The following is a 24,368-nucleotide window of genomic DNA, read 5'->3' as shown; positions in this document are numbered from 1 at the left end:
CGTACAGGAGGAACCGATGGACTTCCGGCTCACCGACGAGCAAGAGGCACTGCGGGACAGCGTCCGGGACTTCGCCCGCGAGGTGGTCGCCCCGGTCATCGCCGAGCACTACGAGCAGCACACCTTCCCGTACGAGGTGATCCGGCAGATGGGCAAGATGGGCCTGTTCGGCCTGCCCTTCAGCGAGGAGTACGGCGGCATGGGCGGTGACTACTTCGCGCTCTGCCTCGTCCTGGAGGAGCTGGCCCGGGTCGACTCCAGCGTGGCGATCACCCTGGAGGCGGCGGTCTCGCTGGGCGCGATGCCGATCTACCGTTTCGGCACCGAGGAGCAGAAGGCCACCTGGCTGCCGAAGCTGCTCAGCGGCGAGGCCCTCGCGGGCTTCGGGCTCACCGAACCGGGCACCGGCTCCGACGCCGGCGGCACCCAGACCCGGGCGGTGCTGGACGAGACGACGAACGAGTGGGTGATCAACGGGTCGAAGGCGTTCATCACGAACTCGGGCACCGACATCACCGTGCTGGTCACCGTCACCGCGGTCACCGGCACCCGGCCGGACGGCTCGAAGGAGCTGTCCACCATCATCGTCCCCACCGGGACCCCGGGCTTCCGCGTCGCACCCGGCTACTCCAAGGTGGGCTGGACCGCGTCGGACACCCACGAGCTGACCTTCGACGACTGCCGGGTGCCGGCGGCCAACCTGCTCGGCGAGCGCGGTCGCGGCTTCGCCCAGTTCCTGCGCATCCTGGACGAGGGCCGGATCGCCATCGCCGCCCTGGCCGTGGGCCTCGCCCAGGGCTGCGTCGACGAGTCGATCAAGTACGCGAAGGAGCGGCACGCCTTCGGCCAGCCGATCGGCGCGAACCAGGCGATCCAGTTCAAGATCGCCGACATGGAGCTGAAGGCGTACACCGCCCGGCTGGCCTACTACGACGCCGCCGCCCGGATGTTGGCCGGCGAGCCGTTCAAGCGCCAGGCCGCGATCGCCAAGCTGCACGCCAGCACGATCGCGGTCGACAACGCCCGGGAGGCCACCCAGATCCACGGCGGCTACGGGTTCATGAACGAGTACCCGGTGGCCCGGTTCTGGCGGGACTCGAAGATCCTGGAGATCGGCGAGGGCACCAGCGAGGTGCAGCGCATGATCATCGCTCGCGACCTCGGTCTCTGAGCGGTAGGTCCCGGGTCCGCCGGCAGCCGGGCCCGGGTGCCCGCCCCGCACGGGCTGTCGGATTTCGGCGAGGGGGCGTCGGCAGCCCGACGTTCGACTGCCGGCGGTCGGCACGGATCCGTACTCTTCCTGCCCATGACTCCGGATCATGATCGTCCGCGGAGCCCGGTCGGTCGTACCGGTCTGCCGGAGCTGCTTCGCGGGCACCGGCGTGCCGCCGGCCTGACCCAGGCCGAGTTGGCCGCCCGGGCCGGTGTCGGCGTCCGGACCGTCCGCGACCTGGAGCGGGGTCGATCCGTACGGCCCCAGCGCACCACCGTCGAGTTGCTCGCCGGCGCACTGGACCTGACCGGCGCCACCCGGGCGGCGTTCCTGGCCGCCGCCCGCGGCCCCGCCGCCGGCGACCCGGTCACCGTCGAGGTCACCCCGTCGACGCTCCCGGTCACCGGCACCGTGGCGTCCCCCGCCGAGCCTCCCGGATCGGACCCACCGGTCGCGCTCCCGCCACCGGTGGCGCTCATCGGCCGCGACCGCGACGTCACGGAGCTGGCCGGGATGATGATCGACGAGCGCGGCCCCCGCCTGGTGAGCCTGATCGGGTTGGCCGGTGTCGGCAAGACCGCGCTGGCGCTGTCCGTGGCGCACGCGATCGCCAGCCGACACCCCGGCGGCGTCGCCGGCGTGCTGATCGGCGAGGGCTCGGACGGGCCGGACGTGCTGGCCGCCTCGGTGGCGGTGCTGGGCGCGGCCCGACTGCCGGAACTCGCAGCCCGGCTCCGTGGGCGGCCCGCGCTGCTGGTGGTGGACGCGGTGGAGCGCGCGCCCGACCCGGTGGCCGCGACGCTGCACCAGCTGATCGGGGCGTTGCCCTCGCTGCGCGTGCTGGTGACCGGGCGGCACCCGGTCGGGCTGCCCGGCGAGCGGGTCTGGCCGGTCGCGCCGCTGGACGTCCCGCCCCCGGACGCCGAGCGGTCCGGGTCGGCGGCGCTCGGGGCCTGGCCGGCGGTCGCCCTGTTCACCGCCCGGCTCGCCCAGGTCCGCCGGGAGCCGCCGACGCCGGTCGAGCTGCCCGCCCTGGCCGCCCTGGTCCGCCGGCTGGGTGGGCTGCCGCTGGCCATCGAGCTGATGGCCGCCCGGGGACGGCTCCTCGACCTCACCGAGCTGCTCGACCGGTACGGCGACCGGGTGCTCGACCTGACCACGCCCACCGAGTCGGCGGTCCGACCGGCCTGGGACGGTCCCGATCCGGCCAGCCCGCGAGGCACGGACAGCACCCGGGCGGCGGTGGCGGTGACCCTGCGTGACGCGGTGGCGACCAGCTACCGGCTGCTCGCGCCGGACGAGCGGGCCGCGCTGCGCCGGCTCGCCGTGTTCGGCAACCGATGGTCGGTGGAGCTGGCCGAGGAGATGCTCGCCGACGAGGCCGACCGGGACGACGCCGTGGCGATCGACCCCGTCCCTCTGCTGGACCGCCTCGTCGAACTCGGCCTGCTCAGCGTGCGCGGCACCGGGCCGTACCGGTTCCGGCTGCTCGACGCGGTACGCGACTACGCCGCTGAGCAGGCCGCCGGTGCCGGCGAGCTGACCTGCATCCGGCGTCGGCACGCGATCGTGATCGCCCGGCTGGCGGCGCGGGCCGCCACCGATCTGGTCGGCCCCCGGCTGCCCGACGCCATGCACCGGCTGGACGAGGTGAGCAGCGACATCAGCTCGGCGCTGGCCCACGCGGCCACCGACGACCCGCTGACCGCGCTGCGGCTGGCGGCCTGCCTGAGCCGCTGGTGGCGGTTTCGCGGCCGCGACGTCGCCGGCCGGCAGTGGCTGCGCCGGTTGCTGGCCGACCCGCGTACCGCCGATGCCGACCCGGTGCTGCGCGCCTGGGCGTCGCTCGGGGTGGCCCGGCTCGCCGCCGAACACGGTGCGGGCGCGGACGAGCTGCCCACGGCACGCGCGGCGCTGGCGGCGTTCCGGCAGGCCGGCGACGTGGGCGGGGAACTGGAGGCGCGCACCGTGCTCGGCGCGCTGCTGGTCGCCGCCGGTGGGCAGGCGGAGGCGCGCGACCACGACGAGGCGGTGCTCCGGCTGGCTTCCCGCGACGGGCGGGTCCGGGAGATGGCGGTGGCCCAGAACAACCTCGCCTGGCACGAGATTCGGATCGGCGACCTGGCCGCCGCCCGGCGCCGGCTGGCCGCGGTGGACCGGCTCGCCGCCGAGTGCGGGGAGCAGCGGCTGCGAGTGTTGGCCCGGGCCAACCGGGCCGACGTCGCCCGCCTCGCGGGCCGGTACGCCGACGCGGTGGACCAGGGCCGTCAGGCCGTGGCGGCGATGTCCGAGCTGGGCGATCCGGGACACCGCCTGCTTGCGCTGGGCAGGGTCGGGTTGGCGCTGGCCCAGGACGGCCGCGTCGACGAGGCGGGCGAGGCACTGGCGGAGCTGCGCGCGGAGGCCGTCGAGCTGGCCGCGGAAGAGTCGCCACGGCTCTGGGCGGAGGGCGCGGGCCTGCCGCGTCCGCGCCCGGGCGGCACGGCGACGCCCTGGGCCGGGCCGGAGGCGGGGATCTGCGCGTTGATCGAGGGCAATCTCGCGCTGCACCGGGGGGAGCGCGAGGTGGCGGCGGAGTGGTTCGCCGCGGCGGCCGAAGCCGGGGTCGTGAGCCAGGATCGGCGCGACGTGGTGGAGGCGCTGGTCGGGTTGGCCGCGAGCACCGGGGACCCGGGCGTGCTGGACCGGCTGGACGAGGTCTGCCGGGAGAGCGGCATCCGGCTGCTGCCGCAGGAGGAGGGGCTGCTGTACGCGCTGGCCGCGGCCCGGCGCGCACCGGGCACGCCCCGCTGACCGCAACCTGCTGGCGCGGGGCGTCCCGCGAGCATCCCGGCCGACGACAGACGCCGAGCCGGGTGCGGGTGGGAGTGGCGCGAGCGAAGAGCCCCCTTGTTGCTACCCCTCGCTGTTCGCCCGCGCCGTCACCCCCCGGTGAATCCCCGCTCGACGAAGACTGCCACCGCCGACGGCGGAGAAAGTCCGTTTCGGGTGCTCTATCCGGCTGGGATGGCCAGTTCTGCCGGTCTTTCTGCCGGTAGTGCCGGGCGGTCAGCGTTGGGCCGGTGCCGCGCCGTTGGCGGTCGCCTCGTCCTGGATCGTGGGGTCGGTGCTGCCCGCGGTGGCGCAGGGATGCACCGCGTCCCGCACCCGGCGCAGGCCGTCGAGCAGCGCCCGCAGGGCGTCGGGGTCGAGTTGACCGGTGAACCACTGCTCGATGATCCGCAGGTGCCCGGGCAGCGTCTCGTCCAGGCGTTGCAGGCCGGCGGAGGTGACCACGGCGTACGAGCTGCGCCGGTCGGAGGGACAGGCCTGGCGGGTGACCAGGCCGTCGCGTTCCAGCCGGTCCACCACCCGGGTGACACCGCTGGTGGAGAGGGAGGTCTGGGCGGAGAGATCGGTCATCCGCAGCTGGTTGCCGGGCGAGCGGGCCAGCCGGGTGAGCACCTCGAACTCGACCGCGGAGAGGCCGTGCTCCTCGAACTGGGCGGCGAACCGCGCCGACAGGCCGGCGTGCGCCTCGTAGAGGAGGCCGACCGCAGTGATCCGGGGATCGTCGAACACGTTGTCCACCCGTTCATCCTATCAGTACTTGACACGGGGAATATTGCTGTGACTATAGTTGCTTAGACAGTCGTTGGGCTACTAAACAATCTCCTGGAGGACAGCACCATGACCAGCAGCATCGATGCGGTTACCCGCGACTGGGACGGCCTCACCATCCCCACCGCCGGCACCTACGTGCTGGACGCGGCGCACAAGCGCGTCGGCTTCGTTGCCCGGCACATGATGGTGAGCAAGGTTCGCGGCGAGTTCGCCGAGGCCACCGCCACGATCACCGTCGCCGAGGACCCGCTGCAGTCGTCGGTCGTCGCGACCATCCAGGCCGCCAGCATCGACACCAAGCAGGCCGACCGGGACGCCCACCTGCGCAGCCCCGAGTTCCTGGAGTCCGAGGCCTTCCCGACGATCGAGTACCGCAGCACCGGCGTGAAGTCCCACAAGGGCAGCAAGTTCGTTCTCTCCGGTGAGCTGACCGTCAAGGGCGTCACCCGCCCGGTCGACCTCGAGGTGGAGTTCGAGGGCGTCGGCCGCAGCCCCTTCGGCCAGGACATCTTCGGCTTCGCGGCGCACGCCGAGATCGACCGCGAGGAGTTCGGTCTGACCTGGAACGTCGCCCTGGAGACCGGTGGCGTGCTGGTCGGCCGGAAGATCAAGATCGAGATCGAGGGCGAGGGCGTCCGCCAGGCCTGATCCTCGGATCCCGTACGCCCGAGCCCGCGCCGCACGTCGGCGCGGGCTCGGCGTCGTCTCCGCCAGCGGGATCGGCCGCAACGCGTGTGAATTGTCACGACTTGTTCGCGCTGGCCCGGGGTCCGTCGCGGTCTCGGTGGGGTACTGATGGCGCGAGGAGCGCGTCCGGCCGTCGGGCGGGTGGCCGCCCCGGCGTCGACAGCCGGTGCCGGCCTCTGGTCCGGGCAGGTGGGCGCTCTTACCGTGGATGGTTCACAACGCGCGTCCGGGACGGCAGAATCCCGATCGCGCCAGCCGCCGGGAGGACACATGGGCAGGGACGTCTCGCAGGGCGCCTTCTCCCGGGAGGATCGCGTCCGTTACCGGCAGAAGGTCCGGCGATGCCTGGACGTGTTCGCCCTGATGCTGGACGACTTCGGCTTCGACGCCGACCGGCCGATGACCGGTCTGGAGATCGAACTCAACCTGGTCGACTCGGCGGCCGAGCCCGCCATGCGCAACGAGGAGATCCTGGCCCACATCGCCGACCCGCTCTTCCAGACCGAGCTGGGCCAGTTCAACCTCGAACTCAACGCCGAACCCCGGCTGATCGAGGGCAACGGCTTCGGCGACTACGAGCACGACCTGCGCGGCAGCCTGTCCCGGGCCGACGAGCGCGCGGCCAAGTCGGACGCGAAGATCGTGCTGGTCGGCATCCTGCCCACCCTCACCGAGCGGCACCTGGTCGAGGACAACCTCTCCACCAACGAGCGCTACCGGGTGCTCAACGACCAGATCGTCGGTGCCCGCGGTGAGGACATCGAGCTCGACATCCGCGGCGTCGAACGGTTGCAGACCCACACCGACTCGATCGCGCCGGAGGCCGCCTGCACCAGCCTCCAGTTCCACCTCCAGGTGGCGCCGGACAGCTTCGCCGACTACTGGAACGCCTCCCAGGCGATCGCCGGGGTCCAGGTGGCGGTGGGGGCCAACTCTCCCTTCCTGCACGGCCGCCAACTCTGGGCGGAGACCCGGATCGCGCTGTTCCAGCAGGCCACCGACACCCGCCCGGACGAGCTGAAGGCCCAGGGCGTACGCCCCCGGGTGTGGTTCGGCGAGCGGTGGATCACCTCGATCTTCGACCTGTTCGAGGAGAACGTCCGGTACTTCCCGCCGCTGCTGCCGATCTGCGAGGACGAGGACCCGGTCGAGGTGCTGCACGCCGGCGGGGTGCCGCAGCTCGGCGAGCTGCGGCTGCACAACGGCACCGTCTACCGGTGGAACCGCCCGGTCTACGACATCATGAACGGCCGCCCGCACCTGCGGGTGGAGAACCGCGTGCTGCCCGCCGGCCCCACCGTGGTGGACATGCTGGCCAACGCCGCCTTCTACTTCGGTCTGGCCCGAGGGCTGGCCGAGTCGGACCGTCCCATCTGGAGCCAGCTCACCTTCAGCTCCGCCGAGGAGAACTTCCACGCCGCCGCCCGGCGTGGGCTGGACGCCGTCCTGCACTGGCCCCGGCTCGGCGACGTACCCGTCACGCAGCTGGTCCTGGACCAGCTGCTGCCCATCGCCGCCGCCGGCCTGGACCGCTTCGCGGTCGCCCCGGCGCAGCGGGACCGGCTGCTCGGGATCATCGAGCAACGCTGCCGCACCGGCCGCAACGGCGCCGTCTGGCAGACCGAGGCGGTCTGGGCCGCGGAACGGCACCGGGGGATGGACCGGAACGCCGCGCTGCACCACATGGTCCAGCGCTACGCCGAACTCCAGCGCGGCAACGAGCCGGTGCACACCTGGCCCGTCGACTGACCCACCGGGGTGGGCACGCTCAGTCGGTCGTGGGTCGTCCGGCCTGTCGCGGCGACCGGCCGCGCCGGCCGCCGGAGGCCGGACCCTCCGCCGGCCCGGCGCCGTCGGCACCGACCGGATCGGTCCGGTCCGGGTCCGTGCGCGGTGCCGGCACCCGGGGTACGCGCACAGCGTCGACCGGGGCGGCCGGCTCCGGTTCGGCGTCGACCGTGGCGACCGGAGTCGGTTCGGATCGTCCCGCGTGCTCCGGTGCGGTGTCGGTCGGTTCGGGTCGTTCCGCCGGCGCCGGATCGGCCGGCGTGGCGAGCGCCCGAGCGCCGGAGCGGTTCCGGTCGGCCCGCTCGGCCAGCGCGGCGGCGAGCACGGAACCGGCGACGCCGGCGATCACCGCGTACGGGGCGATCAGCTGCGCCGAGACCTGCTCCGGCCCCAACGCCGTCCAGCGCGGCACGGCCAGCAGGTAGGCGAGCGCGACCAGCAGCGGTCCGGCCGCCCCGGAGGCAGCCGCGCCCACCCGGTGCCCGGTCGAGCGGGCCGTCCGTCGGGCGGCCAGCGCGCCGATCACCAGCGCGGGGACCAGCGCGAGCAGCAGGCCGGGCCAGTAGAGCCGCTCGCCGATCCAGAACCCCGGACGGTCCGGGCTGAGCTGCCAGGTCCCGAGCGCGGCGCCGGTCAGCCCGCGCCCGACGCGTACGCCGTCGACCACCGACACCACGGCGAGCAGCCACAGCCAGGCGGCGGTGCCGATCACGTTCGTGGCTGCGGCGCGCGAGCGCAACGCCCAGAGCGCCACGAGCACGCCGACGAGGACGCCGAGCGCGGCGTACGCGGCGGCGACCCGTTGCGGCGCGCCGGTGTCGGCGCCCACGGCGACCCGGGCCGGCACGGCGACCAGCAGCACGGTGACCAAGCCGCCGAGCCCGGCGCCGAGGGCCAGCGCCAGCCGGCGCAGGGCACCGCCACGGTCGGTGGACCCGACCCCGTCCGGCGTGGCCGTCTCGTCGTCGGCCCGCCGATCGGTCTCCGGTGGGCCGAGCACCGGCTCGCGGACCGGCTCCGGTTCACGCGTCGGTTCGGTGACCCGCCGGCCCGACCCGGCCGGCGCCGGTGGCCGCTGGTGCAGCCGCTGTGCGCAGACCGCACCGAGCACGGTCGAGCTGGCGGCGAGCCAGGTCGCCCAGGTGAGGCCGTCCGCCCAGGTGGTGCCTGCGGCGCCGGCACCGGTCGGCGTCCAGGTGATGACGCCGAGCCCGTAGCCGAAGCCCAGTTGGGCGGCGCCCGCGCCGGCAGCTACGCCGACCGCCGTCGCGATCGATACTCCCCAGCCCCGTCTGGCCATGCCGGGGAGCGTAACGTCCCGTGGTCGGTGCGGCGAGCCGCGCGGACGGATCGACGGGGACCGGCCGGACGGACCGCCGGCGCAACGGGTTGGCGACGGCCGGTACGGTCGCCGGTGATGAGGCGGTGGGCGGTATGACGGACGGGAACACGGACCGACAGGGCTCCGACAGCGGTACGGGCCGGGCCACCGTGGTGCTCGGTGGCGGGCTGGCCGCCGTGCTGCTCGCCGCGATCGGCGCGACGGGCGGTTGGCTGCTGGCCGGCGGGGACGACGTGCCCGCCGGTACCCCGGTGGCGTCGGCGAGCGTGACCGGCGAGCCGACCGCCTCCACCTCGGCCCCGAGGCCCAGCACCGGCCGGACGACGCCCTCGGCCCCCCGGACCTCCGCCTCGGCCAGGCCCACCGGGCTGACCGTGCCCCCGGTCGTCGGCACCGACTTCGAGGACGCCCGCGACGCGTTGCGTGACCGGCGGCTGGGCTGGCGTCTGGTCTTCGGCACCGGAGCTGGTCGTTCCGTCGTCCGCACCTCGCCCGAGGTCGGCGCCGAGGTGGCGCGGGGCACCACCGTGCAGCTGTACGTGGCCGGGCCGGCGCCGGCCGCCACCGTCCCGGACCTGGTCGGTGACGACTGCGCCGAGGCCGCCGACGATCTGGGCGAGGAGGGGTTCTACCCCCGCTACCGCACCGGGCGCAGTGGCAAGGTCAGCCAGCAGGAACCGGCCGCCGACAGCGCCGCCCGGTGGAACGACGAGATCAGCATCTGGTGCGGCGCGTCCGCATCCGGTTCACCGAGCGCCGATCCCACGCCCTGACCGGGTGCCGGCACGCGGGCGGTTCGGCCCGGCGATCCCGGCCGACGTGGCACCTGGCGGTTAGGTTGGCGGTCGAGGGCCATGGCGTGCGCCCGGTTCGGGAAAGGACCTGCCATGAGCGACGACCGCCAGCAGCCACCCACCGGCGAGCACGACGACGACCTGACCCGCCCCCTTCCACCGAGCGGCGGGCGCCGGGTGCCCGGGGAACCCACCGGGCGGGCCGCCCCTGCCGACGGCACGACGCCGATCGACGCGACGATGCCGATCGACCGCACCCGTCCGGCCGACGAGACGATGCCCGTCGACCGGACCGCGTCGATCGACGAGACCCGGCCGATCGACGAGACCAGGCCGATCGACCGCGGCACGCCGGCGGACCGGACCGCACGGGTGCCGGTGGAGCGGTCCACCCCGGCGCCGTGGTCCGGGCGCGCGGAGGTGCGCGCTTCGCGGCCCAGTGAGCCCGCCGGGGAGTGGTACGCGGAGGAGCAGCCCGGCCGACGCTGGTGGCTGCCGATCCTCTGGGGCGTCCTCGCGCTGCTGCTGGCGGGCCTGCTGGGGGCCGCGCTCTGGGTGGTGCTCAGCGCGCAGGACGACGGGAGCGACCCCGACCCGACCCCGTCGCCCTCGGTGACCAGCGCCGCCCCGACCAGCGCGGCACCCACCTCGGCCGCCCCGACCAGCGCGGCGCCGAGCAGCCCGGCGGCCACGACCGCTCCCGCCCAGGTGCCGGTGCCACCGGTGGCGGGCCTGCCCCAGGCGACGGCGCAACGGCTGCTGAACCGGCTCGGCCTGGGCTACCGGGTGGAGTACCGCCCGTCCGAGTTGCCACCGGGGACGGTGGTCCGCTCCGAGCCGGGGCCGGGCGCGTTGGTGTCCACCGACGAGGAGGTGCTGCTGATCGTCTCGCAGGTCACACCCTCGGCGGAGCCCACGCCGACCACGCCGGCCGCGCCGACGCCCACGGTCACCGGCACGCCCTGAGCCGCGCTCACCACATTCTGCGGCGGGTGCCGACCAGGCCGAGGCCGGCCAGCGAGATGGTGAGACCGAAGATGCCGGACCAGAACAGGGAGCGGCGGACGTCCGCCGCGGCGTCGGTCGGGGCCGCCTCGGCGACGTCCTGCTGTCCCTCCGCGGGAACGCCCGCTCCACCCCCGGGCACCGTCGCCGAACCGGTCGGGTCGGCCGCTCGGTCGGGAGCGTCGAGCCGGGCCCAGCCCGGCTCGTCCTCGAGCGGTGGGTCGGCATCGACCACGGTGATCTCCGGCGCCGGCACCGGAGTGGTCAGCCGGGTGGACGACAGCGCCGGGTCGCGGACCAGGACCACCAGGGTGGTCGCGGCTCCGATCAGCGCGAGCAAACCGAAAGCGTAGGCGATACGGGAGCGGTGGAGCCGCCGCGCGGCGGGCTGATTGACCATGACCATCCCAGGTTCAGGGTCCTGGACGCGCGGGTGGAACGGTGCCGGGGTGGGCGTACCGATTCTATGGCGACGGCACGTCCACCGGCGGCGGTTCGCGCTGGTCAGCCCACCCGGACAGGGGTACGGGCGACCGGTCGCCGGGCCCGTACGTTGTGCGGTCGCGACTCCGGCGTGGTCTGCACCTGCCGTAGCCCTTCCCGCTGTACGTAGATCGACCGTCGGTTGACCGCGTCCCCCGCCGCGTTCAACTCGTAGCCGTCGAGCCAGAGCCAACCGTCGTAGGTCGGCCAGTCGAGCACCCGGATCACCCGGAACATGATGGGCCTGAGGAACTGGACACTCGCCGCGCGAGTCACGTGCAGTACGTCACCAGAGCGGGGAAGCACATGGGCTCCTGGTAGGTCGGCCGGCGGACCTGCCGGCGGTGAGTTGTCGGGGGACGTCTCGGCCCGGTGACGGGTCGTGCCTCGTGGACCGTTGGTGCGGGTGGTGGTGGTCGGGCCGTACCCGCTGGTGGCGTGCCGCCACCCGACCATCACCCGGCTGCTCCCGGAAACCGCGCCCGCCGCCGCAGCCGGCTGGCCTGCAGCGGCGGGGTCTTCACCCCGGGGCAGGTCTCGGTGTCGCCAGCCGGGCACACGCTCCGCCCGGATTCCCGGGGTCGGTGTGATCATCACACCGGGAAAGCGGGCGGGGACGGTGAGTAACCCGTGGCATACCGACAGACTGCATCAGCGACGTGCCACATGCAAGTTGCACGTCGACTTTTGCCAATACGTGAGCGGCTCGCGCAAAGCGGCGCTTGAAGCCATCCGCGTCCGGACGGCACACTGAGGACCGGTTTCGCCCGTCGCGGCCGGCCGATGACCGGCACCAGCCCTCGCCGCGAACGCCCGCCGGTCGACGGTCGCGCCCCCGGCGGGCGGCGGCCAGCGGCGCGTCGACCGGAGGTAGACCGGGTGGGGTCGAGCAGCCAACGTCGGAAACCGGCGGCCGGGGTCGCACCGTGAACGCCAGGAGCGCGCCGGATCCGCGCGCCCCGCAGACCCGAGCCGGGGTGACCCGGTGAGCGAACGGCGCAGCCCGACCATCCGCCGCCGCCGGCTCGGCGCCGAACTGCGCCGCCAGCGGGAGTCGGCCGGGATCACCATCGAGGCGGTCGCCGAGCAGTTGGAGTGCTCGGCGTCGAAGGTGTCGCGGATCGAGACGGGGCACACCACGGCCACCCCGCGCGACGTGCGCGACATGCTGCGGATCTACGGCGTGGTGGGCGCCGAGAGCGACGAGCTCGTGCAGATCGCCCGCGAGGCCCGGCAGAAGGGCTGGTGGCACCCGTACAGCACGGTGCTGGTCGGGGCCTACGTCGGGCTGGAGGCCGCGGCGAGTTCGATCCGGGCGTACGAGCAGCAGGTGGTGCCCGGCCTGCTGGAGACCGAGGAGTACGCGAGCGCGATGATCCGCGCCGCCCGGCCCGACTTCACCCCGGATCAGGTCGCACAACGTGTCCGTGTCCGGCTCGGTCGTCAGTCGTTGCTGACTCAGGACGATCCGGTCGATCTGTGGGTGGTGCTCGATGAGGCGGTGGTGAGCCGGCCGGTGGGCGGGGACGAGGTAATGCGTGGCCAGCTGAAACGGCTGGTCGAGGTGGCCGAACTGCCGAACGTGACGTTGCAGATCCTGCCCTTCGAGGTGGGGGCGCACGCCGGCATGGACGGCACCTTCACGATCCTCAGCTTCCCCGAGCCCGGTGATCCGGATGTCGTGTACGCGGAGAACGCCACGGGTGGGCTCTTCCTCGAGAAGAACGACGAACTGCAGAAGTACAGCTTCATCTTCGATCACATCCGCGCCGCGGCCATTCGTCCGGAGGAGTCCGTCGCACACATCGCAAAACTGGCAGAGGAGCCGTTGTGGAAATGGCGACCAAGGAGTTCCCCGTGGACCTGACGCAGGCAACGTGGTTCAAGAGCTCGAAGAGCGGGCCGAACTGTGACAACTGCGTGGAGGTGGCGTACGTGACCGGGGCGGTCGGAGTGCGGGACTCGAAGGACAAGGCCGGCCCGGCCCTGGTCTTCGCCCCCGGCGACTGGCACGCCTTCGTCGCCGGCACCAGAGGCGGTGCGTTCGACCCCGCCTGACCGGGGTGGTCGACGGTGCCCCCGTCCGGTCTCGACCGGGCGGGGACATCCCCGTGTCCGGGGGCGGGACCAGGCCGTCCCCCCGGCCAGGTTCCGCCGGGAATCCCGTCGCCACAGCCGGCCCGTCTCGTTGAACCGGTCGGTGCGGCGCTGGTCGGGAGGCCGGCGCAACCGTCGGCAACGAGCGAGGCAGGCGAGACGGATGACGACGATCGGGTCAGACAACCTCACCAACGGTCCGGGCAAGCCGGAGCGGTTCGGAGGCAAGTACCGCGGGGCGCGCCGGGACACCGTGCTGACCGAGGTGGTGTCGACCGACTCCGAGATGTCCGGACGGGAGGCGTCGACGGCCGAGGCGACCGAGCCGCCGCTGTCCCTGCCATCGCTGGACCCGAACCCGCTGGTCGAGCCGTCCTTCCCGCCGACCGGTTGGCCGATCGAGCCGACCGAGTCGCTGGTCGACCACCCGTTGCTGCGCGGCCTGCTCATGGAGCTGCCGCCGAAGGGCAGCGTCCCGCCCCCGGGCTGGCTGGACCGCTGGTTCGAGGCCACCCGGGCGATCCTGGAGCTGCTATACGTGCAGGGCCCCAGCCGCTCGCGTTGACCGCGTCGCAGGCGGCCGGGCCCGTTCGGCGAGCCGGTTGTGCCGCAGCGCGTGCCGCACGCCGATGGCTGCCACCGCCAGCGTCCCGACGGTGATGGCCGGCCCGGCGACGGCCGGCTGAGCGCCGAGGTCGGTGCCGCCCGCCACGATCAGCGCCGGCACCATGGTCAGTGCGGTCACCTGCACCGGCAGCCCGACCAGGGGATGCGCCGCGGCGGTGCGCAGCCCGTACGGGGCGGGCGTGCCGGGTGCGTTGGCGAACGCGCCGGCGCCGGCCCGCAACCGGCGCACCCGGGGCACGGTGCTGACCGCCACCAGGAGCGACGGCACGACCGCGAGGGCGAGCGCGCCGGCGGCCCGGTCCACCGGCGTGGTGCCGGCGCTGAGCAGCCCGGCCGTCAGCACGGCCGCGGTGAGTGCCACGCCGGCCAGGGCCAGCACCAGCAACCATCCGGTACGCCGACGCAGCGCGCGGGTGTTGTGCAGTCGGGGCAGTCCGTCCGCGACGGCACCGGCGGCCAGCCAGAGGGCGGCGACCGGCAACAGGATGGTGAGCTGGCTCTCCATGTCGGACAGTCTTTCCCGTTTCCGCACGCGGCGGATCCGGGCGGTTCCCCCGTTCGCCCCGCAGCTCAACCCCTTAGGGGGTCATCCCGCTTGGGTTATGGAAACTTCGACATGTTTATCTTCGGCATCCCTCCGCACTACCCTCAGCTAAATCGGCAACTATCGATTCACCTCGGATCGGCGGGTGGACGGTCGGCTGCCGGTCGGAGGGAGCTAGGGAGATGGGTCTTTCACACAGGTCCGTACTCGTCGGGGTGGCCACCCTGGCGATGCTGGCAACCGCCACGCCCGCCATGGCCGCCGAGCCCGTGGGGGCGATCCGGGACGCGGGCGGGGCCACCGCCGTCGCGGACAGCTACATCGTGGTATTCAAGGACAGCGTCGTCGGCCGGAACCGGGTGGGTGACAACGCCGAACGGCTGGTCGGACGGCACGGCGGCCAGGTCGCCCGGACCTACAGCACCGCGCTACGCGGCTTTGAGGTCAATGTCGGCGCCGCCGCGGCGTCCAGGATCGCCGCCGACCCCGCCGTGGCGTACGTCGAGCAGAACCACACCGTCTCGATCTCCGGCACGCAGCCGAACCCGCCCTCCTGGGGCCTGGACCGGGTCGACCAACGCAACCTGCCGTTGAACAGCTCGTACACCTACCCGAACACGGCGTCCAACGTGCGTGCCTACATCATCGACACCGGCGTGCTGTACGGGCACAACGACTTCGGCGGCCGGGCCGTCTCCGGCTTCGACGCGGTGGACGGCGGCTCCGCCGACGACTGCAACGGGCACGGCACGCACGTCGCGGGCACCGTCGGTGGCTCCTCGTACGGCGTGGCCAAGGGTGCCCAGATCGTCGGCGTCCGGGTGCTGAACTGCCAGGGCAGCGGCACCAACGCCCAGGTCGTGGCGGGCATCGACTGGGTGACCGCGAACGCGGTGAAGCCGGCCGTGGCGAACATGAGCCTCGGGGGCTCCGCCAACAGCTCGATCGACACGGCGGTCACCAACTCCATCAACTCCGGCATCACCTACGCGGTCGCCGCCGGCAACGGCGACATCTTCGGCAACCGGCAGAACGCCTGCAACTACTCCCCGGCCCGGGTCGGGTCGGCGATCACCGTCGGCGCCACCCAGAACAACGACGCCGCCGCGAGCTTCTCCAACTTCGGCACCTGCGTCGACATCCTGGCTCCGGGCGTCAACATCACCTCCGCCTGGTACACCGGCACCAGCGCGACAAACACCATCAGCGGCACCTCGATGGCGTCGCCGCACGTCGCCGGCGCCGCGGCGCTTGTTCTCTCGGCCAACCCGGCGTGGAGCCCGCAGCAAGTTCGCGACAACCTGGTCAACGCCGCGACCCCGAACGTGGTGACCAACGTGGGCACCGGAACCCCGAACCGGCTGCTCTACGTGGTCAACGGCACCACCCCGCCGACCAACGACTTCTCGGTCTCGGTGTCGCCGACCTCCGGCTCCACCGCCCCGGGCGGTTCGGTGACCGCCACGGTGGCCACCGCCACCACCAACGGCTCCGCCCAGTCGGTCAGCCTCTCCGCCAGCGGGCTGCCGGCCGGCGCGACCGCGTCGTTCAGCCCGTCGACGGTCACCTCGGGTAGCTCGTCGACCCTCACCATCGCCACCTCGGCGAGCACCCCGGCCGGCACGTACACCGTCACCGTCACCGGCACCGCCGCGTCGGGCACCCGCACGGCGACGTACTCGCTGACGGTGACCGGCTCGGGCGGTGGTGGCTGCTCCGGCAGCAACGGCACGGACATCGCGATCCCGGACACCGGTGCCACGGTAGCCAGCTCGGTCGTCATCTCCGGGTGTGCCCGCAACGCCTCGTCGGCGTCGACCGTCGCGGTGAACATCGTGCACACCTACCGCGGTGACCTGGTCGTCGACCTGGTCGCCCCGGACGGCTCCGCGTACCGGCTGAAGAACAGCAGCTACTTCGACGGCGCCGACAACGTCAACACCACCTACACCGCGAACCTCTCGTCGGAGGCGGCGAACGGCACCTGGCGGCTCCAGGTGCGGGACGTCTACGCGGGCGACAGCGGCTACATCAACACCTGGACCCTCACCCTGTGACGCACGCCCTCCGCGGGGCTCCTTCCGGACGGGAAGGGCCCCGCGGAGGGGCGGGTCGCTGTGCGGGCGGCGTACCGGTCAGACCGCGAAGCTCGCCGGGCGTTCGGTGGCCGGAGCCGGCGGGCGGGCCTTCCACAGGCCGGTCTTCTGCGCGGCGAGTCGGGTCAGGTAGGCCGGGTTGAGGATGACGTAGCGGCGCCACAACCGCTTCGGCTCCAGGCCGAGCCGCCAGAACCACTCCAGGCCGGCCCGCTGCATCCACGGCGGGGGCTGGCGGAGCAGCCCGGCGTGGTAGTCGAAGGCCGCGCCGACCGCCATCAGGGGCATGTCGAGCAGGGGCCGCATCGCGTACGCGAAGACCTCCTGGCGCGGGCAGCCGAGCCCGACCAGGACCAGCCGGGCGCCGCTGGACCGGATCCGGTCGGCGATCTCGGCGTCCTCGCCGGGCTGCGCCGCGCGGAACTTCGACGGTTCCACCCCGGCGATCTTCAGCGCCGGGAACATCCGCTCCAGCGCCGGGATCAGCTTGGCCAGGGTCTCCTCGGTCGAGCCGTACAGGTAGACCGGCAGCCCCTCGTCGGCGAAACGGGACAGCACGTGCAGGGTGAGTGTCGGCCCGTACACCCGGTCAGTGAGCCCGGCGTGGTGCAGCAGGTTGAGCGCCCAGCGCACCGGCTGCCCGTCCGGGGTGACCACGTCGAAGGAGTTGAGCCGGGCGTTGTGCGCCGGGTCGAGCACCCCGGTCATCACTCCGTGCACGGCCAGCGCGGTCAGCGCGAGCGGACGCCGGTCGTGCGCGGCGGTGACCACCGCGTCGGTCGCGGTGGCGTAGTCGGTGGCGTCGACCAGGACGCCGAGCACGTTGCGTTTGGTCTGGGCGGTCATGCCTGCGGCACCCACTTGTCGACGTTGGCCTCGTAGATCTCCTGGAGGATCATCGGGACGTCGTAGGTGATCTTCCAGTCCGGGTACTGCTCCTCGAACCGGGCCATGCTGCTGACGTACCACTGGTGGTCGCCGGTGCGGGCCTGCTCGACATAGTTGATGTTGGCCTCGCGACCGGTGATCTCCTCGGCGATCCGGAACGCCTCGATGTGCGAGGTGTTGGAGTGCCGGCCGCCGCCGAGGTTGTAGACCTCCGCCGACCGGGGTGCCCGGAAGAACGCCTCGAACGCGGTCAGCACGTCGTGCGAGTGGATCGCGTCCCGGACCATCTTGCCCTTGTAGCCGAACAGGTTGTACGTCCGGCCCTCCATCACGCAGCGCATCAGGTACGCCAGGAACCCGTGCAGCTCGGCCGCCGAGTGCGCCGGACCGGTCAGCGTGCCGCCGCGGAAGCAGGCGGTCTTCATGTCGAAGTAGCGCCCGTACTCCTGCACCATCACGTCCGCGGCGACCTTGGAGGCGCCGAAGACCGAGTGCAGCGAGTGGTCGATCGACATCTCCTCGGTGATGCCCTGGTACCACCGGTGGTCCTCGGGCAGTTCGTACCGGGTCTCCAGCTCGACCAGCGGCAGGCTGTTGGGCCGGTCACCGTAGACCTTGTTGGTCGAGCAGTGGATGAACGGCGCGTCGATGGCGTGCCGCCGGGTGTTCTCCAGGATGTTGAGCGTCCCGCCGGCGTTCACGTCGAAGTCCGTGTACGGCTCCTTGGCCGCCCAGTCGTGGCTGGGCTGGGCCGCGCTGTGGATCACCACTGCGATGTCCGAGCCGTACTTCTTGAACACCTGCTCCAGGCCATCGCGGTCCCGGATGTCCACGGCGAAGTGGGTGTAGGAGTCGCCCAGGTCGCGGCCGAGCCGCTCCAGGCTCCATGCCGTGGACCCGTCCGCACCGAAGAAGTACCGGCGCATGTCGTTGTCGATGCCGACGACGTCCAGACCGAGGCCGGCGAAGTGCCGGACCGCCTCGGAGCCGATCAGACCGCCCGACCCGGTCACCAACGCGACACTCACACGCCACTCCTGGTCATTCGGAGGCAGAAACCATCGGAGCATAGCGTGACGCCCGGCACGCCTCGATATGACGGAAGGGCCCCGCAAAATGCGGAGCCCTCGTCTGTGGTGGGGATGGGGGGAGTTGAACCCCCACGCCCTTTCGGGCACACGGACCTGAACCGTGCGCGTCTGCCATTCCGCCACATCCCCGTGGCACGACCCGGAACACTCTAGCCGCCCCGAGCCCGCTGTCTCCAACGGGCCCCGGAGATACTACGCTGTCCCCGGTGCTCGCCACGAGCGGTTACCGTTCGTGGCGGACGAAAGAGTAGCACGGCAGTCCCGGCCCGTCCGAACGGACCGGTAGCAGGCGGCCGAGCGGCGTGTGAGCTGCGCGCGCGCCGGCCGGATACCATCATGTCCTCGGGACCCGAGGAGGAGCCGGTGAGCGTGCTGCAACGCTTCGAGAAGCGTCTGGAAGGCCTGGTAGAAGGGGCCTTCGCCAAGGTCTTCAAAGGGGTGGTCCACCCCGTGGAGATCCTCAACGCCATGCAGCGGGAGGCCGAGGCGCACAAGGCGATCCTGGCCGGTGGGCGCACGTTGGTGCCCAACCGCTACGTGATCGATCTCTCGCCCTACGACCACAGTCGTCTGGCGCCGTACGCCGCCGCGCTGGCCCAGGAGCTGGCCCAGTCGCAGGCGGAGTTCATCGGCGAGCAGGCCTGGACGGTCTACGGCGACGTGATCGTCGAGATCGAGCGAGGCGAGGGCCTGGACACCGGCATGTTCCGGGTCACCGCCGAGGTCTACACCGGTGGCGAGGTCGCCCCGGTCTCGGCGCCCGGCTACGACGCCGGCCCGCCCGCCTACCCGGCGTACGACCAGGGTGGCGGCTACGGCCCACCGGCCGGGCACGGCGGCACCCGCAACGTCCGGCTGGTCTCGGGGGACGGGCGCACCTATCCCCTGCAGATGGGCTCGACGGTGATCGGTCGCGGCGACCAGGCCAATCTGCGTCTGCCCGACGTCGGGATCTCCCGGCGACACGCCCGGCTGGACTTCGACGGCGGGCAGGTCGTCCTGACCGATCTCGGCTCGACCAACGGGACGATGGTCAACGGCCAGCGGGTCTCCGCCGTGGCGCTCAACCCCGGCGACATGATCCAGCTCGGCACCACGACGCTGACCTTCCGCGTGGACGGCTGACCCGCCTTGCCGGAACTCGTCATCACCGTTGCCCGGTTCGGGTTCCTGATCCTGCTGTGGATCTTCGTGTTCACCGTGGTGGGCGTGATCCGTCGGGATCTCTTCGCCGGAGCCCGGTCCGGTCGCCTGGTGGCCGCGCCGCGCGCGGTGGGCGCCTCGACCGGGCAGGCGGCCAAGCCGGCGAAGGTGAAGCGGGGCAGGGCGGCACATCAGCTGGTGGTGACCGCCGGTCAGCTGGCCGGCACGCGGATCACCCTGGGCGAAGCGCAGATCACCATCGGTCGCGCCGAGGACTCCACGCTGGTCATCACCGACGACTATGCCTCGGCGCGGCACGCCCGACTCGTGCCGCGCGACGGTCAGTGGTTCGTCGAGGACCTCGGCTCGACTAACGGCACCTACCTGGATCGCGCTAAGGTCACCGGACCAACCCCCGTCCCCCTCGGCGTGCCGATCCGGATCGGCCGCACTTCCCTCGAATTACGGCCATGACTCTGACCCTGCGCTATGCGGCCCACAGCGACCGCGGTCTGATCCGAGACGGCAATCAAGATTCCGTCTACGCCGGGCCGCGGCTACTCGCCGTCGCCGACGGCATGGGCGGCATGGCCGCCGGTGACGTCGCCAGCAACATCGTCATCGGTGCCATGGCGCCGCTCGACGAGGACGTCCCAGGGGACGCTCTCGTCGACGCGTTGCGTTCGGCCGTGGGCACCGCCAACCAACAACTCCGCGACACGGTGGACGCCAACCCGCAGTTGGAGGGGATGGGCACCACGCTGACCGCGACCCTCTTCTCCGGCAGCAAGCTGGGCATGGTCCACATCGGCGACTCGCGGGCCTACCTGCTGCGCAACGGCGAGTTCGCGCAGATCACCAAGGACGACACGTACGTCCAGATGCTCGTCGACGAGGGCCGGATCAGCGCCGAGGAGGCGAGCAGCCACCCGCAGCGGTCGCTGCTGACCCGGGCACTCGACGGCCGGGACATCGACCCGGAGTACTCGGTGCGCCAGGTGCTGCCCGGCGATCGCTACCTGATCTGCAGCGACGGCCTCTCCGGCGTGGTCAGTGCCGACACCATCGGCGAGACCCTGCGCGAGTACACCGACCCGCAGCAGTGCGTCGAGCGGCTGGTGCAGCTCGCATTGCGTGGCGGCGGGCCGGACAACATCACCGTGATCATCGCGGACGCCACCGACCAGGACATCGTCGAGGCGACCCCGATCGTGGGCGGCGCCGCCGCCCGGGACCGCGGCATGGCCACGTCCGCCGACGACTCCACCCCGGCCGCCCGGGCCTCGGCGCTCTCCGCGCCGCGTCCGGCCGCGCCGGAGGAGCCCGCGGCCGCCGACGACGAGCCGGACCGGCCGAAGCGCCGACCGGTACGGGCCGCCGCCATGGCGGTGGCGCTGCTGGTGATCCTCGGCGGCGCGCTCTTCGGTGGCTGGAGCTACACCCAGCGGCAGTACTACGTGGGCGCCACCGAGGACGGCCAAGTCGCCGTGTTCCGTGGCATCCAGGGTCAGATCGCCGGCATGGACCTGTCCTCGGTGCACCGCCGCAGCGAGACCCGGCTGGACGACCTGACCGTGGCCGCACAGGACACCGTCAAGGTGGGCATCCGGGCCAGGAGCGAGCCGGACGCCGAGCGTCAGCTCGCCGAGCTGACCAGCGACACGCCGAGCAACCCGAACCTCAAGCCGGTCTGCCCGCCCGAACCGACCCCGGTGGCCGGGGTTGCCAGCCCCACGCCGAGCCCGGCCGGGGCGACCAAGACGCCTATCGGCACCCCCACCCCCAGCGCACCGGCGACCCCCAGCGGGAGCGCCGTCGCGACCACCGCCGCCGGCACGACGGCCGCCGGCACGCCCGCACCCACCGCCACCACCGACGCCACGCCCTCCGACTCGGCACCGCCGGCGCTCGACCCGGCCGGCTGCCGGTCGCCCGAGTGAGCGTCGGCTGAGATTCCGAGGAACTCACCCGTGACCGCAGCGGCCACACCGGCACCCTCGCCCGCCACCACGGGCGAGCAGCCCGGCGTACGCCTGGCCCGGTCCCGGCGCAACGCCGAGCTGTCCCTGCTGCTGCTCGCCATGGTGCTGGTGGCCGCATACTCCGCGACCGTCGAGGCGAACCTGCTCGACACGGTCACCCCCGACTTCTGGATGCCGGCTGCCGCGCTCGGTGCGGTCTTCCTCGGCCTGCACCTGGTCATCCGGTTCCTGGCCCCGTTCGCCGATCCGGCCCTGCTGCCGGCGGTGGCCCTGCTCAACGGCCTCGGGGTCGGCTTCCTGCGTCGGATCGACCTCGGCGAGGCGGCGCCGGTCGACCGGGAGGACCTGGCCATCTTCGCCGGCATCGGTGGCCGGCAGCTGGCCTGGACGCTCGCCGCCGTGATCCTCGCCGCCGGGCTGCTGGCGATCATGCGGGACCACCGCTCGCTGTCCCGGTACGCGTACACCCTGGGGTTGGCCGGCATCGTGCTGGTGATGATCCCGGCGGTGCTGCCGTCGCGGTTCTCCGAGATCAACGGGGCGAAGCTCTGGATCATCGTGCCCGGGCTGGGGCAGATCCAACCGGGTGAGTTCGCCAAGCTGGCGCTGCTGGTCTTCTTCGCCTACTACCTGGTGCGCAAGCGCGAGGTGCTGTCGCTGGCGAGCCGGCGCCTCCTGGGCATCGACTTCCCGCGTGGTCGCGACCTCGGCCCGGTGGTCGTGGTCTGGCTGATCAGCCTCCTGGTGCTGGTCTTCGAAAAGGACCTGGGCACCTCGCTGCTGTACTTCGGCATGTTCGTGGTGACGTTGTACATCGCCACCGAACGGGTCAGCTGGCTGCTCATCGGCCTGATCCTGTTCTTCGGCGGCGCGTACCTCGCCTACGTCCTCGGCGAGATGGTCGGCGGCCCGTTCGCCAACTTCTACCTGCGCGCCGAGATCTGGCTGGACCCGTTCGCCGACCCGACCAACAAGGGCTACCAACTGGTCCAGGGGCTGCTCGCCCTGGGCACCGGTGGGCTCTTCGGCGCCGGGCCGGGCGGCGGTCAGCCGGACATCCTGCCCGAGGTGCAGAACGACTTCATCTTCGCCGGCATCGGTGAGGAGATCGGCCTGTTCGGCCTCTCCGCGCTGCTGGTGGTCTACCTGCTGATCGTGGAGCGCGGCCTGCGCGCCGCGCTCGCGGTGCGCGACTCGTTCGGCAAGCTGCTCGCCGGTGGTCTCGCCTTCACCCTCGGCCTGCAGGTCTTCGTGATCGTCGGTGGGATCAGCAAGCTCATCCCGCTGACCGGTCAGACCACGCCGTTCCTGTCCGCCGGTGGTTCGTCGCTGATGGCGAACTGGCTGCTCATCGCGGTCCTGCTCCGGGTCTCCGACGGAGCACGGCGGCCGGTCGCCGCGAGCGGTGGCAAGGCCGCACGGCCCGCCGGTGGTCCGCCGGAGCAGCTGCACGGTGCCCCCACGGAGGTGATCAAGCCGTGAACGCACCCCTGCGCCGCGTCGGCGTCGTCGTCATGGTCCTGTTCGGCCTGCTCTTCGCGAACCTCAACTGGGTCCAGTTCCAGAAGGCCGACGAGTACCGCACCAGCGACTACAACGGCCGGGTCCAGGTGGCCGACTACAAGCGCAAGCGCGGCAACATCGAGGCCGGCGGCACGGCCCTGGCCACCAGCAAGGAGACCACCGGCAAGCTGAAGTTCAAGCGCACCTACCCGGGTGGGGCGAAGTACGCGCACGTGCTCGGTTACAAGCCGGTCAACCTGGCCGACCAGGGCATCGAAAAGGTGGAGAACGACTTCCTGGCCGGCACCAGCGACCAGCTGATCGGCGACCGGATCAAGGACATGTTCACCGGTGACGAGAGCGGCGGCGGCAACGTGCTGCTCACCCTCTCCAAGCGGGCCCAGGACGTCGCGTACGACCAGATGCGCAACAACGAGCAGGGGGTGAAGAGGGGGGCGGCGATCGCCATCGACCCGCGTACCGGGGCGGTGCAGGCGCTGGTCTCCATGCCCAGCTTCGACCCCAACCCGCTGGCCAGCCACGACACCGACGAGGCGACCGCGGCGTACAACAAGCTCGAGCAGGACCCGGGCAAGCCGCTGATCAACCGCGCGTTCGGCGAGACGCTGCCGCCGGGCTCCACCTTCAAGATCGTGGTGGCCGCGGCGGCGCTGGAAAACGGCATCGGCAAGAACACCCAGATCCTGGCCGGTCCCAGCTACACCCCGCCCACCTCCGGCGTGCCGATCAAGAACGCCGCCCCGTCGATCTGCCCGGAACGGCAGGTCTCCCTGTTGGAGGCGGTCACCGAGTCGTGCAACACCGGCTTCGCCCAGCTCGGCGTACGGCTCGGCGCCGACGCCATCAAGGAGAAGGCCCGGCAGTTCGGCTTCGAGCAGGACGACCTCACCGTGGGCCAGATCGGCGAGGACGGGCTGCCGGTCGAGGCCAGCCGGACCGGCACCATCCAGAACGCCGACGGCACCGTCGACCAGGCCGCGCTCGCGCAGTCCTCGATCGGCCAGCGGGACGTGCGGATGACGCCGCTGCAGGGGGCGCTGATCGCCGGCGCGGTCGCCAACGGCGGCAGTCAGATGCGCCCGTACCTGGTCCGGCAGCTGCTCGCCCCGGACCGCACCACCAGCTACTACACCGCCCAACCCCGCGAGCTGCGGCGGCCGGTCAGCGGTCCGGTCGCCAGCGACCTGCGCGACATGATGGTCAGCGTGGTCGAGAACGGCACTGGCAAGAAAGCCCAGATCAACGGCTACACGGTCGGCGGCAAGACGGGCACCGCCCAGTCCGCCCCGGACCGGCCCGACCACGGCTGGTTCATCGGTTTTGCCCTGGACAAGAACGGCACCCCGGTCTCCGCGGTCTGCGTCATGCTGGAGCAGGCCGGCCCCGGCGGCAGCGCCGAGGCGGCCCGGATCGGCGGCAAGATCATGCAGGCGGCCATCGCCGACTCCGGGGGCCGCTGAC

22 protein-coding genes and 1 tRNA gene are annotated in these 24,368 nt (G+C 72.5%); 15 read left to right on the top strand and 8 right to left on the bottom strand.

From position 1 onward, the window contains the following. The first annotated feature begins 16 nt into the window (after positions 1 to 16). Both ACFOW4_RS16670 and ACFOW4_RS16665 read left to right on the top strand, forming a co-directional pair. Complete coding sequence (locus ACFOW4_RS16670) at positions 17 to 1,171, top strand: acyl-CoA dehydrogenase family protein (protein WP_377528645.1); 1,155 nt, start codon at positions 17 to 19, stop codon at positions 1,169 to 1,171. Between the two features lie 135 nt (positions 1,172 to 1,306). Further along, positions 1,307 to 4,006: an ATP-binding protein gene (locus ACFOW4_RS16665; protein ID WP_377528643.1), complete on the top strand. Its 2,700-nt coding sequence runs from the start codon at positions 1,307 to 1,309 to the stop codon at positions 4,004 to 4,006. A 255-nt stretch (positions 4,007 to 4,261) separates the two neighbouring features. On the opposite strand, the gene ACFOW4_RS16660 is transcribed toward ACFOW4_RS16665, so the two are convergent. Next, positions 4,262 to 4,783 carry a MarR family winged helix-turn-helix transcriptional regulator gene (locus ACFOW4_RS16660; protein WP_377528641.1) on the bottom strand — a complete coding sequence of 174 codons (522 nt, stop codon included), beginning with the start codon at positions 4,781 to 4,783 and terminating at the stop codon, positions 4,262 to 4,264. A gap of 99 nt (positions 4,784 to 4,882) precedes the next feature. On the opposite strand from ACFOW4_RS16660, the gene ACFOW4_RS16655 reads away from it, so the two are divergent. Next, positions 4,883 to 5,464 carry a YceI family protein gene (locus ACFOW4_RS16655; RefSeq protein WP_377528639.1) on the top strand — a complete coding sequence of 194 codons (582 nt, stop codon included), beginning with the start codon at positions 4,883 to 4,885 and terminating at the stop codon, positions 5,462 to 5,464. A 309-nt stretch (positions 5,465 to 5,773) separates the two neighbouring features. Then, entirely contained in the window at positions 5,774 to 7,252 is a 1,479-nt protein-coding gene (locus tag ACFOW4_RS16650; protein WP_377528637.1) for a glutamate--cysteine ligase, read from the top strand. A gap of 19 nt (positions 7,253 to 7,271) precedes the next feature. Here the strand turns inward: ACFOW4_RS16650 and ACFOW4_RS16645 are convergent, their stop codons facing one another. Then, the gene (locus ACFOW4_RS16645) at positions 7,272 to 8,591 is read right to left on the bottom strand and encodes a hypothetical protein (protein ID WP_377528635.1); all 1,320 of its coding nucleotides are present in this window, start codon (positions 8,589 to 8,591) and stop codon (positions 7,272 to 7,274) included. 134 nt (positions 8,592 to 8,725) lie between these two features. Between ACFOW4_RS16645 and ACFOW4_RS16640 the strand changes: the two genes are divergently transcribed. Together ACFOW4_RS16640 and ACFOW4_RS16635 are read left to right on the top strand one after the other, a co-directional pair. Further along, entirely contained in the window at positions 8,726 to 9,406 is a 681-nt protein-coding gene (locus ACFOW4_RS16640; RefSeq protein WP_377528633.1) for a PASTA domain-containing protein, read from the top strand. Positions 9,407 to 9,520: 114 nt separating this feature from the next. Continuing rightward, positions 9,521 to 10,393 (top strand): PASTA domain-containing protein, encoded by an 873-nt coding sequence (locus ACFOW4_RS16635; protein ID WP_377528631.1) that lies wholly within the window; start codon positions 9,521 to 9,523, stop codon positions 10,391 to 10,393. A 7-nt stretch (positions 10,394 to 10,400) separates the two neighbouring features. Here ACFOW4_RS16635 and ACFOW4_RS16630 read toward each other — a convergent pair whose 3' ends face one another. Next, the gene (locus ACFOW4_RS16630; protein ID WP_377528629.1) at positions 10,401 to 10,838 is read right to left on the bottom strand and encodes a hypothetical protein; all 438 of its coding nucleotides are present in this window, start codon (positions 10,836 to 10,838) and stop codon (positions 10,401 to 10,403) included. A 98-nt stretch (positions 10,839 to 10,936) separates the two neighbouring features. Continuing rightward, positions 10,937 to 11,221, bottom strand: a complete 285-nt coding sequence (locus ACFOW4_RS16625) for a hypothetical protein (protein ID WP_377528627.1) — start codon at positions 11,219 to 11,221, stop codon at positions 10,937 to 10,939. Positions 11,222 to 11,900: 679 nt separating this feature from the next. On the opposite strand from ACFOW4_RS16625, the gene ACFOW4_RS16620 reads away from it, so the two are divergent. The 3 genes from ACFOW4_RS16620 to ACFOW4_RS16610 all read left to right on the top strand — a co-directional run bounded on the left by ACFOW4_RS16620 (position 11,901) and on the right by ACFOW4_RS16610 (position 13,577). Further along, entirely contained in the window at positions 11,901 to 12,782 is an 882-nt protein-coding gene (locus tag ACFOW4_RS16620) for a helix-turn-helix domain-containing protein (protein WP_377528625.1), read from the top strand. Then, positions 12,752 to 12,973 (top strand): DUF397 domain-containing protein, encoded by a 222-nt coding sequence (locus ACFOW4_RS16615; RefSeq protein ID WP_377528623.1) that lies wholly within the window; start codon positions 12,752 to 12,754, stop codon positions 12,971 to 12,973. Before ACFOW4_RS16620 ends, ACFOW4_RS16615 begins: the two co-directional genes overlap by 31 nt. A 202-nt stretch (positions 12,974 to 13,175) precedes the next feature. After that, positions 13,176 to 13,577 (top strand): hypothetical protein, encoded by a 402-nt coding sequence (locus ACFOW4_RS16610; RefSeq protein WP_377528621.1) that lies wholly within the window; start codon positions 13,176 to 13,178, stop codon positions 13,575 to 13,577. Here the strand turns inward: ACFOW4_RS16610 and ACFOW4_RS16605 are convergent. Next, a complete protein-coding gene (locus ACFOW4_RS16605) occupies positions 13,545 to 14,144 on the bottom strand; it encodes a hypothetical protein (RefSeq protein ID WP_377528619.1) in 600 nt (199 codons plus the stop codon). The genes ACFOW4_RS16610 and ACFOW4_RS16605 overlap by 33 nt on opposite strands. 221 nt (positions 14,145 to 14,365) lie before the next feature. Here ACFOW4_RS16605 and ACFOW4_RS16600 point away from each other — a divergent pair, with 221 nt between their 5' ends. Then, complete coding sequence (locus ACFOW4_RS16600; RefSeq protein ID WP_377528617.1) at positions 14,366 to 16,240, top strand: S8 family serine peptidase; 1,875 nt, start codon at positions 14,366 to 14,368, stop codon at positions 16,238 to 16,240. A 78-nt stretch (positions 16,241 to 16,318) separates the two neighbouring features. Here the strand turns inward: ACFOW4_RS16600 and ACFOW4_RS16595 are convergent, their stop codons facing one another. From ACFOW4_RS16595 to ACFOW4_RS16585, 3 genes are all read right to left on the bottom strand, one after another. Continuing rightward, a complete protein-coding gene (locus ACFOW4_RS16595; protein ID WP_377528615.1) occupies positions 16,319 to 17,125 on the bottom strand; it encodes a WecB/TagA/CpsF family glycosyltransferase in 807 nt (268 codons plus the stop codon). Continuing rightward, on the bottom strand, positions 17,122 to 18,237 hold the full coding sequence (locus tag ACFOW4_RS16590) for an NAD-dependent epimerase/dehydratase family protein (RefSeq protein ID WP_377528613.1): 1,116 nt from the start codon (positions 18,235 to 18,237) through the stop codon (positions 17,122 to 17,124). The genes ACFOW4_RS16595 and ACFOW4_RS16590 overlap by 4 nt, the downstream gene beginning before the upstream one ends. A 64-nt stretch (positions 18,238 to 18,301) precedes the next feature. Beyond that, positions 18,302 to 18,387 (bottom strand) — tRNA-Leu (locus tag ACFOW4_RS16585). Positions 18,388 to 18,594: 207 nt separating this feature from the next. Between ACFOW4_RS16585 and ACFOW4_RS16580 the strand changes: the two genes are divergently transcribed. The 5 genes from ACFOW4_RS16580 to ACFOW4_RS16560 are packed head-to-tail and all read left to right on the top strand — an operon-like array spanning position 18,595 to position 24,367. After that, on the top strand, positions 18,595 to 19,383 hold the full coding sequence (locus ACFOW4_RS16580) for an FhaA domain-containing protein (RefSeq protein WP_377528611.1): 789 nt from the start codon (positions 18,595 to 18,597) through the stop codon (positions 19,381 to 19,383). A gap of 6 nt (positions 19,384 to 19,389) precedes the next feature. Next, the gene (locus ACFOW4_RS16575) at positions 19,390 to 19,875 is read left to right on the top strand and encodes an FHA domain-containing protein (protein WP_074315675.1); all 486 of its coding nucleotides are present in this window, start codon (positions 19,390 to 19,392) and stop codon (positions 19,873 to 19,875) included. Next, on the top strand, positions 19,872 to 21,341 hold the full coding sequence (locus tag ACFOW4_RS16570) for a protein phosphatase 2C domain-containing protein (RefSeq protein WP_377528609.1): 1,470 nt from the start codon (positions 19,872 to 19,874) through the stop codon (positions 21,339 to 21,341). The genes ACFOW4_RS16575 and ACFOW4_RS16570 overlap by 4 nt, the downstream gene beginning before the upstream one ends. 30 nt (positions 21,342 to 21,371) lie before the next feature. After that, on the top strand, positions 21,372 to 22,865 hold the full coding sequence (locus ACFOW4_RS16565; protein WP_377528607.1) for an FtsW/RodA/SpoVE family cell cycle protein: 1,494 nt from the start codon (positions 21,372 to 21,374) through the stop codon (positions 22,863 to 22,865). Further along, on the top strand, positions 22,862 to 24,367 hold the full coding sequence (locus tag ACFOW4_RS16560; RefSeq protein WP_377528605.1) for a peptidoglycan D,D-transpeptidase FtsI family protein: 1,506 nt from the start codon (positions 22,862 to 22,864) through the stop codon (positions 24,365 to 24,367). The genes ACFOW4_RS16565 and ACFOW4_RS16560 overlap by 4 nt, the downstream gene beginning before the upstream one ends. Position 24,368: the final 1 nt, after the last annotated feature.

Source organism: Micromonospora sp. GCM10011542, assembly GCF_042650685.1.
GTDB lineage: Bacteria > Actinomycetota > Actinomycetes > Mycobacteriales > Micromonosporaceae > Micromonospora.
This window is presented reverse-complemented; position numbering and strand designations above follow the sequence as displayed.